This window comes from Porphyromonas canoris, assembly GCF_000765975.1.
Lineage (GTDB): Bacteria > Bacteroidota > Bacteroidia > Bacteroidales > Porphyromonadaceae > Porphyromonas_A > Porphyromonas_A canoris.
In genome coordinates, this window is record NZ_JQZX01000002.1 from 16080 (window position 1) to 28271 (window position 12192).

General features: G+C 41.1%; 8 protein-coding genes. 1 reads left to right on the plus strand and 7 read right to left on the minus strand.

The genetic code is table 11. The features are described from left to right. Positions 1–17: 17 nt before the first annotated feature. The 7 genes from HQ29_RS09775 to typA form a co-directional block, all read right to left on the minus strand. Positions 18–404 (minus strand): hypothetical protein, encoded by a 387-nt coding sequence (locus HQ29_RS09775; protein WP_052079265.1) that lies wholly within the window; start codon positions 402–404, stop codon positions 18–20. Between the two features lie 65 nt (positions 405–469). Next, positions 470–1042: an RNA polymerase sigma factor gene (locus HQ29_RS00095; RefSeq protein ID WP_036848726.1), complete on the minus strand. Its 573-nt coding sequence runs from the start codon at positions 1040–1042 to the stop codon at positions 470–472. After that, positions 1029–3083: an HD family phosphohydrolase gene (locus tag HQ29_RS00100; protein ID WP_036848729.1), complete on the minus strand. Its 2055-nt coding sequence runs from the start codon at positions 3081–3083 to the stop codon at positions 1029–1031. Before HQ29_RS00100 ends, HQ29_RS00095 begins: the two co-directional genes overlap by 14 nt. A gap of 126 nt (positions 3084–3209) precedes the next feature. Continuing rightward, positions 3210–4118, minus strand: coding sequence for a bifunctional methylenetetrahydrofolate dehydrogenase/methenyltetrahydrofolate cyclohydrolase FolD (gene folD / locus HQ29_RS00105; protein ID WP_036866774.1), 909 nt, complete (start codon positions 4116–4118; stop codon positions 3210–3212). 56 nt (positions 4119–4174) lie between these two features. After that, complete coding sequence (ffh, locus tag HQ29_RS00110) at positions 4175–5512, minus strand: signal recognition particle protein (RefSeq protein WP_036866777.1); 1338 nt, start codon at positions 5510–5512, stop codon at positions 4175–4177. A gap of 50 nt (positions 5513–5562) precedes the next feature. Further along, positions 5563–7392, minus strand: coding sequence for a glycosyltransferase family 2 protein (locus HQ29_RS10620; protein ID WP_161781540.1), 1830 nt, complete (start codon positions 7390–7392; stop codon positions 5563–5565). Beyond that, entirely contained in the window at positions 7379–9187 is a 1809-nt protein-coding gene (gene typA, locus HQ29_RS00120) for a translational GTPase TypA (protein WP_036866780.1), read from the minus strand. Before typA ends, HQ29_RS10620 begins: the two co-directional genes overlap by 14 nt. Before the next feature lie 422 nt (positions 9188–9609). Here typA and glgP point away from each other — a divergent pair, with 422 nt between their 5' ends. Continuing rightward, on the plus strand, positions 9610–12192 hold the full coding sequence (glgP, locus tag HQ29_RS00125) for an alpha-glucan family phosphorylase (protein ID WP_036866783.1): 2583 nt from the start codon (positions 9610–9612) through the stop codon (positions 12190–12192).

The following is a 12192-nucleotide window of genomic DNA, read 5'->3' on the forward strand; positions in this document are numbered from 1 at the left end:
CTTTTTATTTTTATATGTTATTCGGATATGTATGAGACCATATAAGCTTCGGCTGCCTGATCCTCCAAGTAGGAGGTGTAAGTAGCATCATCCCACTCAATCGAGTATCCTTCATCGGTTTTGTAATCCACTACCGCCGTAATATTAGCATTCTCCATAGAAGTGCCTCTCGGAGTCGGTAGAATCACTTTTATGAGAAGAGCCAAACCGATAAACATCGCAGCCAAATAGATGTATGGCTGCAGCTTGGACCAAACGGAGAGCTTTATCTTCTCCTTTTGAGCCTTTTCTGTCTGCTCTCTTTCTTTGAAAGTAGAGACCAAACCTTTTTCCAAGTTCTCGAAATAGTTTTCAGGAGTTCGGAATCCCAAAGGTCTCTTTTTTATTTCATCTATCTCATTCATAATAATGTCGTGTCTGTATTGTATGACCTACCTACATCCCTTAGATAGGGTTTAGGGATAAAGGTTTAATCCGATTCTATCTCAATGTGTTGTTTTACTTTCTTTTGTGCATGGTGAAAGTCCGCTTTAAGAGCTCCGACCGATGTATCCGTCAGTTGAGAAATCTCATTATAGGAGAGCTCATCAAAGTAGCGGTATTGAAAAACCAGCTTTTGCTTTTCCGGGAGAGTAGCTATTGCTGCATGAAGAAGAGCTTCCGCATTGTCTCCGTCAAAGTATGGATCGTTCATAAGTATCTCAGCCAGATCATACTCCGATGTGGATAGCGGAACTTTTCGTTCATATTTTTCAGATCTGAGATGAGATAGAGCTTCATTTGTTGCTATCGTATGCATCCACGTGTAGAGCCTGGAATTGCCCTTGAATAAAGCAATATTCTTCCAGATCTTATACAGCGACTCCTGCAGAACATCGTTGGCATCTTCATGGAAGAGCACGATGCGACGGATCACCGCGTACAGTCTGGGGCTATATCTTTTTAAAAGAACAGAGAAAGCCTGTTCTTTGGTCTCTTCTTGTTGAAGCAGTCGCAGAAGCTCCTCTTCCGATATGCGAGATAAGTCTTTACTCGAAAGCATTTGTTCTTGTTTTGAGTTCAGGATAGGAGATGCGAGAATGGAACATGGTTTTGAGTTTCTCAAAGAATACTTCCTTAATGATCTCTACATCTTTGAATGTCAAAGGGCTGTTCTTCAGAAGTCCTTCTTCTATTGTTCCATCAATGATTTTGTTGATGTGAGCCATCATACTATCTTCGGTAAAGTCTTTAAGACTCCTTGATGAGGCTTCCACAACATCGGCAAGCATAAGTATTGCCATCTCTTTGGTGTACGGATTGGGACCGGGATAGGTGAATATACTTTCATCTATGATCGCATCAGGATTGGCATTTTTGTATGAGTAATAGAAGTATTTTACCTTACTCAATCCGTGGTGTGTGCGGATAAAGTCTATTACCTGCTTGGGAAGTCTTGCTTTTTCTGCCAGTTCTATACCATCGGTGATATGCTTAATGATGATCTTTGCACTCTCATCAAATGGGAGTTTGTCATGCGGATTGTTGTTTCCCTGATTCTCCGTGAAGTATCCGGGATTTTTCATCTTCCCAATGTCATGATACAAAGCTCCGGTACGGATCAACTGAACATCTGCTCCGAGACGTGCAGCCGCAGAAGTAGCTAATATGGATACCTGCAAAGAGTGTTGAAATGTTCCCGGAGCCATTTCCGATAATTGACGAAGCATAGGAGTATTGACATCCGAAAGCTCTATCAAAGATATGTTGGAAACATAGCCGAAAACCCGTTCTAACACATATACCATCACATAGGTAAACATTAGGAAGACAAAGCTTATGAGGAAATATACGATGATTCTCCATGAGATATTTTGCAGATCGCCTTCTTGAAACATGGTCAGACTGACATAGGTAACAATGCAGGTGAGCAATACATAGAATGAGCTTCGGATAAGGTCCGAGCGTTGGGATAAACGTACAAGAGTCAGTATTGACATGGCTCCGGACAGGAATTGTATAATAATGAACTCTAAGGCATAAGGAGCTATAAGAGAGCAGGTAAGTACATTTATGATATGTGCATAGAGTGCCGTGCGAGAGTCGAAGAAGGTTCGCACAAGAATGGGAAGGGTAGCATAGGCCAGTATGTAGATATTAAAGATCTCATGTGAAACGGCTATCTCCGTAAGAATGACGAATAGCAATATAATGGAGAGAAAGAAAAACGAGTTCTTTATATCTGAAATGATTTTTGGTCGGAAAGAGACCAAGTAACCCCAAAATGAGAGGAGGATAATGAGGTTCAGTATAAAGTGTCCCAACAAAATAAGAATAGAGCTGGAGCCGGTGGAGGACTGACTCTCATAAATCCTTTTCAGCGAACTCAGCTGCATATATATATCGGGAGTGATAACGTCTCCAGTTCCCACAATACGTTCTCCGGCTTGTACACGCCCCTGTTCTGCTACGATATCTTCAAGCTTGGCTTGCTCTACTTTATCCGTTACTTCTGCATTAAAGACCAGATTTGAGCGGAGATATTTGTTTATTCCAATGGTACGCAGACCTTCACTTGAGACAGATGCAGGAGCATCTTTCAACACCTTTTCATACGCTTGTTTCAGAGTATAGACATCGTCCAAAGTTCGCTTTTTGGCTATGTTATCCTCCGTAATGATGTTAAAACTCTTCTCCTTCAACTGGTAGAGGTCATCGTATAAACTTTGACTTAATATTCCTTGCTTGTAGATGATCTCAAGTTCATGAACAAGATAGTTGATGTATTCGTTTCCAAGAGTCTTGTGATGTTCTCTGTTATAGTCGGCAATAAGTTCGTTCTTTACGGATTTATATACCTGCTCTTCCAATGTATAGTAGAGCATAACAGATCGAAGAACACTATCTTTTTCGTATTGTATCTGTGCGGATGTTTTTATTACAGGGAAGTCGAAGGGAGCAGTAAGCAACTCATACTTCCAAGGTCTTCCCTCTGTGAATTGGTATTTGAACTTTGTTCTTCGAGGATAAAACATAACGATGATGGCAGCTGTAAGGATAAACAGTGCCAAAGATCGGTATTGAACTATTCTGTTTCGTGTCATGAAGTTTCAGAAGTATTTATTACTACCATAAAAGACTCACTCCTCTCCAGTCTTAATTGAGAAATTAAGAGTAGGGAGGAGTGACGTCTTATAAATCGGCTTAAGAGCCAATATCTATAATAGGACCTATTTCTTTCTTTGTTTTGCAGCTTTTAAGGTATTCTGCATAAGAGAGCATATTGTCATCGGACCTACTCCTCCCGGTACCGGAGTAATATAAGAGGCTTTTGGGGCAACCTCATTAAACTTGACATCTCCGGATAGTCTGAAGCCGCTTTTCTTGCTGCTGTCCGGTATTCTTGTTGTACCAACATCTATAACAATGACTCCATTCTTTACCATGTCTCCTTTGATGTATTCCGGAATACCTACTGCCGCAATAAGGATATCTGCTTGTTTGGTTATCTCTGCGATATTGGGAGTTCTGCTATGACATACGGTAACGGTGGCGTCACCTTGTTCTCCTTTGTATAAGAGCAGATTAGCCATCGGTTTTCCTACGATATTGCTGCGACCTACAACCACACAATGCTTTCCTCTGGTAGAGATATTGTAGTATTTCAGAAGGGAAATGATACCAAGAGGAGTGGCTGAGACAAATGTGTCCAAACCTATACTCATCTTTCCCACGTTTTCAGGATGAAATCCATCCACGTCCTTTCTTGGATCTACCGCTTCTATTACTTTTTGTTCATCTATATGTTTAGGAAGAGGCATCTGAACGATAAAGCCATCAAGCTCATCATCTTCATTCAGAGACTGTATCGCTTTTAAGAGCTCTTCCTCGGTGATGTCTTCTTCATATCTGATTAAGGAGGATTTAAATCCTACCTCCTCACAGGTCTTCATCTTAGAGGCCACATAGGTCTCACTGCCACCATCATGTCCCACTAGTATGGCAGCCAAGTGTGGTGCTCTTTCTCCTTGGGTAACGAAGGCTTCAACCTCTTTTCTTATTTCATCTTTGAAGTGAGTCGATGCTTCTTTGCCGCTCAGAATTTGGTATTTGTTTGTATCAAGATTGGTACTTTCCATTGTTTGTTTTGTAGTCAATAGTTGGTGTTGATAATTTCTAAAAATTGTCGTCAAGCCTAACGTTTGGGGCGTAATCCTCCTGCTAATTTTGCCAGTTGTCCGGCTCCTGAATTGGTCATCATATGCATGACTTTACGAGTCTGCTCGAACTGTTTTAGAAGATTGTTTATCTCTTGGATAGAACGACCCGATCCGGCAGCAATACGTTTCCGTCTTGATCCGTTGATGATATTAGGATTGGATCTCTCTTCGGAAGTCATGGAATATATGATGGATTCCACTCCTTTGAAAGCATCATCATCAATATCCAGGTCTTTGATAGCCTTGCCCATACCCGGAATCATTCCAATCAGATCTTTCAAATTTCCCATCTTTTTGATTTGGGCAATTTGTTCGAGGAAGTCATTGAAGTCGAACTGATTCTTAGCAAGCTTTTTATGTAGTTTTTTTGCTTGTTCTTCGTCAAATTGCTCTTGAGCACGCTCAACCAAAGAGATGACGTCTCCCATGCCCAGGATGCGGTCTGCCATACGGCTTGGGTGAAATACATCTATGGCTTCAGGCTTTTCTCCCGTACCAATAAATTTGATGGGCTTAGTAACAACACTTCTAATGGATATAGCAGCTCCACCTCGTGTATCACCATCAAGCTTTGTGAGAACAACGCCGTTGAAGTCAAGTCTGTCATTAAACTCTTTTGCAGTATTAACAGCATCTTGCCCTGTCATTGCATCCACAACGAAGAGAATTTCGTCCGGACGAATCGCTTCTTTAATAGATGCGATCTCATTCATCATAACTTCGTCCACAGCCAATCGTCCTGCCGTGTCTATGATGACAACATCACAGCCTTCTTCCTTGGCTTTCTGTATAGCATTCTTTGCAATAGCAATAGGATTTTTGTTCTCTTTCTCACTATAAACAGGGATATTCAGCTGTTCGCCTAGTACGTGAAGTTGTTCTATCGCAGCAGGTCTGTAAACATCACATGCTGCAAGTAAAGGTTTCTTGTGCTGTTTGGTTTTCAGATAGTTCCCCAACTTCCCGGTAAATGTTGTCTTACCGGAACCCTGCAAGCCGGACATCAATATCACAGAAGGATTTCCACTTAGGTTGATGTCCTCAGCAGATCCGCCCATAAGTTCTGCCAACTCATCATGGACAATCTTTACCATGAGCTGACCGGGCTTGATAGAAGTCAGAACATTTTGTCCGAGGGCTTTCTCCTTTACTTTATTGGTAAAGTCTTTCGCAACCTTAAAGTTAACATCTGCCTCTAAAAGAGCTCGTCTTACGTCTTTCAATGTTTCGGCCACATTGAGTTCCGTTATTTTGCCTTCCCCTTTAAGTATTTTGAATGACCTTTCGAGTCTATCTGAAAGATTATTAAACATCTTGCTGTATAGTTATTTGCGTATTTGTATTATCTGCTGAAGTTTTATGTTCACAAAATTAGCGAAAACTTTCGTATCCTCCGCCACGCTTTTGCAGGTATAGAGTTGGTTTTACGATAGTAGCGCTCCAATTTTTTACGGAATATTAGATTCTCTTTTACTTCTTGTGGAGGAGTCTCTGCATACAGAGGGTAAGGAACAAGAGTGCTACCATATAGGGAGTCTTGTCCGCAATGAGTTCCGGAACCATCAAAACCAATATTGTTCACAAGAGATCTCCCTGCTGTAAGTGATAGTTTATTTTGTAAAAACAGAGAGGCATTCCAGCGTATGGCCCAAGAGTTATTTTCTCCCGCTACCTGTCTTTTTAGCATTCGAGTATAGGGATAGGAATTATTAAAGTCGAACCTCCTTTTAAGACCACGTTTCTTAATCTCATGAAGAAGCTTTTCGCCATCCCACTTGGCATATTTCTCCCAAGCTCTTTGCCAAGTTCCCCAGCCCCAAGATCCTACAAAGCACAAGAAGTCTCCATTAGGATTGCCTCCTTTTGTTTGGAAATAGTTGCATCCATAGATATGAGCCACCTCTTCTACGGAAGAATACCTATTCAAAGCATCATTCATCCATCTTAGGAAGTAGGGAGACAATGTTAGGTCGTCCTCCAATACGATGACTGAGATATATGATTGAAGTATCTTTGTCACCCCATCAATGATACTCTTTGCCAATCCAATATTTCCGGATTGTTGGTATATGGTTTTACTCCTAAATCCGTTGATGTTATCCACTATATCTTGAACCTCTTCTACTTTTGTTTTGTCTTGCTCGTTTTTCGCACCATCACAAAAGATGATAAGATCAGTATAGGCAGCTTCTGGTTGGGCAAGTAAAGAGTTGATAACCTGTTTGGTGTGTTCCGGTCTGTTATAAACAAAAAGCAAAACAGGAGCAAGAGAACTATTCTCGCTTGGTAGAGTCCTGCGAATAGAGTCTATGTCTATGGCAGGTCTTTCTTTCCAAAGAGCTACCTCATGTCGTCTTTTCCATAGCTTTTTGACGTCTGTAAGAGAAAGTCTGTGTCTTCTCAGAAGGACTTTTATGAACAAATCTATCAGGCCTTTCTTCAGAGATTTGAAAAAAGAGTATCCGGGATTGATCCATTCTGTGAGATGATAAGTGTATTCTAACGTTCGTCTTTTCTCTATTGGTATATCCTCTTGTTGAGATCGATGATGATAGCCTTTGGCAGAAGGAAGATAGCCGATTTTTAGTCCGGCATATCTTACTCTGTTGCAATAATCTTTGTCTTCCCCATACATGAAGAACAGAGGAGAAAAGCCTCCTACTTTTACAAGAGTCTGATATGGTATATACCAAAGAGCAGCATTGATAAAGGGAACCTCTATTATCTCATTTTCGGAAGAAGTGTTCGAGCAATGACGAATATAGTTGGAGAAGCCTCTATCCAAGTTCTTTTCGTCGACATAGTGCATTGGCGAGATGATACCCCAAGTAGAGTCTTTTTCTCCTGCTTCAATGAGTTTTCTTGCTTCGGATGGTGCGATACAGGCATCCTGATTGATCAGTAAAACTCCTTTGTAGCCGTGAGCTATGGCATACTCTATACCTCGGTTGTTTGCCATCCCAAATCCGATATTGATTTTAGAGAATACGCGCTTTTGTATGTTTGGAGTCTTTTGCAGCCACACAGGAGTATCATCCGTACTTGCGTTATCTATTATAAATAGATCTATATCCGGTTGATCAAGGAGGGTATTGAACGACAAATCGTGCCACATACTTGCGTTATGTAACACGATTATCGCCAAAACTTTATTTTTATTTTCGTCGGAAAAGTCCATGTCAGACCAGAGCATTTTTACCCGCTCGTTTTCGATCATTTTCGGATAAAAGTATTTTTCTCAGACGCATACTTTTCGGAGTGATCTCCACATACTCGTCTGCTTTGATGTATTCAAGAGCATCTTCCAGGCTGAACACTATCGGTGGAGCAAGCGAGACTTTTTCATCACTTCCTGAAGCTCGCATATTGGTCAGCTTTTTTGTCTTACAAACATTCACTACAAGGTCTCCCTCCTTGGTGTGTTCTCCAACTACCTGGCCTTCATATATCTCTTCTTGTGGAGAGATAAAGAAGTTTCCTCTACTCTGAAGATTGTTAAGAGCATAGGCAAAAGCCGTTCCACTTTCAAGGGCAATAATTGAGCCATTATTACGTCTTTCAATCGGTCCTCTCCAAGGCTCAAAAGAGACAAAGCGATGTGCCATAATAGCCTCTCCTCCTGATGCTGTAAGAACACTGTTGTTGAGTCCGATGATTCCTCTTGATGGGATGGAGAACTGCAAGAATATCCTGTCGTTTTTGTTCTCCATCGAAAGCATCTCTCCCTTTCGTTTTGTTACTATATCTATGATTTTGCTGGCATGCTCTTCCGGGAGATTGATCGTAAGTTCTTCTATGGGTTCACATTTTTCTCCATCTATCTCTTTGATGATGACTTGAGGCTGTCCTACCTGAAGCTCGTATCCCTCTCTGCGCATTGTTTCTATAAGGACAGATAGGTGCAATACACCTCTACCATAAACAAGCCAAGAGTCTGCGCTTTCCGTTGGCTCTACTCTTAGCGCCAGGTTTTTGTCCAACTCTTTCATGAGTCGGTCATGTATGTGCCGAGAGGTAACGTATTTACCCTCCTTCCCGAAGAAGGGAGAGGTGTTTATTGTAAATAGCATACTCATTGTAGGCTCATCAATGGCGATAGTAGGTAAGGGTTCCGGTTCAATAAAATCGGCAATAGTATCTCCAATCTCAAATCCTGTGATACCAATTACGGCACATATATCTCCGCTGGAAACTTCTTCCACTTTTTTTCGTCCAAGACCTTCAAATACGTTAAGCTCCTTTATTTTGCTTTTTACCATGCTGCCATCTCTCTTGCACAGCGTTATGTCTTGTCCTTCCTTGAGAGAGCCTCGGTGTACACGCCCTATGGCTATCCGACCTACATACTTGGAGTAGTCCAAAGAGGTAATAAGCATTTGGGGCGTTCCATCCAACTGCACCGGTTCCGGAATATGCTCTATGATAGCTTCAAGAAGAGGTTCAATAGAGGTTGTCGGTTGTCTCCAGTCATAAGACATCCATCCCTCTTTTGCAGAGCCGAAGAGAGTTGTGAAGTCAAGCTGTTCCTCCGAAGCATTCAGTGAAAACATGAGGTCGAACACCATATCTTGTACTTCATCCGGTCTGCAGTTGAGTTTGTCCACTTTATTTACTACAACTATTGGAACCAGCCCCATGTCTATGGCTTTTGAAAGCACAAATCGAGTCTGAGGCATAGGACCTTCAAAAGCATCAACCAACAGCAAACACCCATCTGCCATATTGAGCACACGTTCCACCTCACCTCCAAAGTCTGCGTGCCCCGGAGTATCTATAATGTTTATTTTGTAGTCTTTGTAAGAGATAGACACATTTTTGGATAATATGGTGATACCTCTTTCTCGTTCTAAGTCGTTATTATCCAACAGCTGATCCAGCTCTTTATTCTCTTCTCTGAATAGATTGCCCGCAAGAAGTAAACGATCCACCAAGGAAGTTTTACCATGGTCAACGTGAGCAATTATTGCGATATTTCTTATTTTTTGCATCTTTTGCCTGTTAAATTATGAGAGGCTCTTTTTAAGGTCTCATGGGGTACAAAATTACTACTAAATGGTGAGTTGTGAAAATCTAAGAAGAGTAGAAATACTTTGTAAGTGTGTTTGCCCGAAGTGGACAACGACTCTTTAAGGCGATTATTGGGATATTTATTTGAGATATTTTCAGTTGGAGAGCAGGAGGTGTTATTGTTAGATTTCTTCTTTCAGACGATTTGAATACAATCCATAAAAAGAGATGAAAAAGAGCCGGTTTCAAATTGAATATTTTTGTGTACGCGGATATAAATTTGTAAGTTTGCGCTGTTGTAAACACATAAGATAAGAGGTTTTAAGATAGAATTATTCATGTCTTGGGATCTGTGCTGATATAGACGCAACTATTGTAAATAAAATATCCGATAAAAATAAGTATGATAATTAACAAAAGATGTAATGCTCCTGCGTGGAAAGACTTGTTTACAAGCTCTAAAATGCCGGAGTCTCTTTCTAAGTTAGACGAAATTGCTCACAATTTATGGTGGGTCTGGAATCCCGAAGCGAAAGCTCTTTTCAAGAGTCTCAATCCATCTGTTTGGCATGAAAACTTTGGTAATCCTGTAAAGCTTTTACAATCTTTATCTCAGTCTAAAATAGAGGAGGTGATGGAGGACTCTGCTCTACAAGCTCGTATAGCAGATATTTATGAGAAGTTTAGAGCATACATTGACGAAAAGCCCGATAATACCAAACCATCTGTGGCTTATTTTAGCATGGAGTATGGTCTTACTAACATACTTAAGATATATAGCGGAGGTTTGGGTGTTTTAGCCGGAGACTATCTCAAAGAGGCAAGCGATACCAATATAGATCTGGTCGCAGTCGGATTTTTATATCGTTTTGGCTACTTTGATCAAACGATAACATCCGACGGTCAGCAGGTTGCAGTATATAAACCACAGGATTTTGAAGCACTTCCGATAACACAACTATTTGACGAAAACGGTAGACAAGTTCAGATATCCATTCCATTCTTGGATCACATGTTGATGGCTAACGTTTGGTCGGTTGCAGTAGGTCGTGTAACACTCTACCTTTTAGATACAGACATTCAAGAAAATAACGAATGGGATAGGACAATCACTCATCAGCTTTATGGTGGAGATTGGGAAAATCGTATGCGTCAGGAGTATCTTCTTGGTATAGGCGGTATAGAACTTCTCAACCGTTTAGGTATAAAGAAAGATATTTATCACTGTAATGAAGGACACGCTGCTTTTATAAATGCAGAACGTTTAGCCAACTATATAGAAAAAGAGGGTCTTACATTCCTTCAAGCATTAGAGCTTGTACGAGCATCTTCTCTTTATACGGTACATACCCCGGTACCTGCCGGACACGATTATTTTGACGAGTCTCTCTTTGGTAAATATATGGGGCGTTTTGCCGATAGGCTTGGCATATCATTCCATGAACTTGTGGATATGGGACGAGAAAATCCCGGTTCGGGAGAGAAGTTCTCCATGAGTGTCTTTGCTCTCAACACTTGTCAAGAAGCCAATGGAGTGAGCTTCCTTCACGGAAAAGTCTCTCAAGAGATGTTCGCTCCTGTTTGGAAAGGATTTTTTGCAAAAGAACTTCATGTGGGATATGTTACCAATGGTGTTCACCTCCCAACATGGACACAACCGGAATGGAAGACATTTATAGAAGAAAAAATCTCATCTGACATCTGTCATACACAAGAGCAAGAAAGTGTTTGGAATAAGATTCAAGATGTCGATAATGAAGAGATTTGGAAAGTACGAACAGAGCTAAAGCAAAAGTTCATCCGTTATATTCAAAAACATTACGGAGACAACTGGGTGCGCAATAATGGAGATCCATCAAAGGCTGTGGATCTTATAAACAGCATCAATCCCAAAGCTCTATTGATCGGTTTTGGTAGAAGATTTGCAACATACAAGAGAGCTCATCTGCTCTTTACAGACTTGGATAGGCTTTCAAAGATTGTCAATAACAGTGATCAGCCTGTACAATTTATATATACGGGAAAAGCTCACCCTGCAGATGGAGGAGGACAAGGGTTGATAAAGCATATCGTCGATATTTCCAAGAGACCGGAATTTTCCGGCAAGATTTTGTTTTTGGAAAACTATGATATGCAGGTCGCTTCTATGCTGATTGCCGGAGTGGATGTCTGGCTGAATACTCCTACAAGACCATTGGAAGCTTCCGGTACTTCGGGAATGAAAGCTCTTATGAATGGCGTACTGAACTTCTCTGTCCTTGACGGATGGTGGTTCGAAGGCTACCGCGAAAAGGCGGGTTGGGCATTGACCGATAAGAAGACATTCCAAAATCAGCACCATCAGGATCAGCTGGATGCTGCTACCATATACCACATTCTTGAGGAAGAGCTCATACCTCTCTATTATAATAGAGCAGAGGGAAAAGAGTACTCGGATGAGTGGATACAGTGGATTAAGAACAGCATGAACTACATCTTGCCTCACTATACAATGAGGCGTATGCTGCAAGATTATATCGAGCGTTTTTATAATCCTCTTGCAAAGCGGTTCAAGCTTATTTCTGCCGACTCCGGTAAGATTGCAAAAGAGTTGGTAGAGTGGAAGATAGACGTTGCTGAAAAATGGGATCAGGTAGAAGTTGAGAATTGTAGTATGATCGTTCATGATCGTACCGGAGATCATTCTCTAACCGTGGGAGAAATGCTTGAGGTAAATCTCTACATTGATAAAAAAGATATTGCCGGAGATCTTCTTGCTGAGCTGATAGAAGTAAAGGCGGATAAGGAAGATGCGAATAAACTTCTATTGGAAGAGGTTACACCACTGGAGATCGTCGAGCAGAATGGAAGTAAAGTACACTATAGAATCAGAAAAGAAGCCGAAAACCCGGGACATCACAAGCTGGCGGTTCGACTACTTCCCACACATCCTGCCCTTCCTCATAAGATGGACTTTTCTTTGGTTCGGTGGGTCAATATAGATTAA

Coding starts and splice junctions, on each gene's coding strand:
- glgP (WP_036866783.1), top strand. CDS start 9,610: ATGATAATTAACAAAAGATGTAATGCTCCTGCGTGGAAAGACTTGTTT.
- HQ29_RS09775 (WP_052079265.1), bottom strand. CDS start 404: ATGAATGAGATAGATGAAATAAAAAAGAGACCTTTGGGATTCCGAACT.
- typA (WP_036866780.1), bottom strand. CDS start 9,187: ATGCAAAAAATAAGAAATATCGCAATAATTGCTCACGTTGACCATGGT.
- folD (WP_036866774.1), bottom strand. CDS start 4,118: ATGGAAAGTACCAATCTTGATACAAACAAATACCAAATTCTGAGCGGC.
- HQ29_RS10620 (WP_161781540.1), bottom strand. CDS start 7,392: ATGCTCTGGTCTGACATGGACTTTTCCGACGAAAATAAAAATAAAGTT.
- ffh (WP_036866777.1), bottom strand. CDS start 5,512: ATGTTTAATAATCTTTCAGATAGACTCGAAAGGTCATTCAAAATACTT.
- HQ29_RS00100 (WP_036848729.1), bottom strand. CDS start 3,083: ATGACACGAAACAGAATAGTTCAATACCGATCTTTGGCACTGTTTATC.
- HQ29_RS00095 (WP_036848726.1), bottom strand. CDS start 1,042: ATGCTTTCGAGTAAAGACTTATCTCGCATATCGGAAGAGGAGCTTCTG.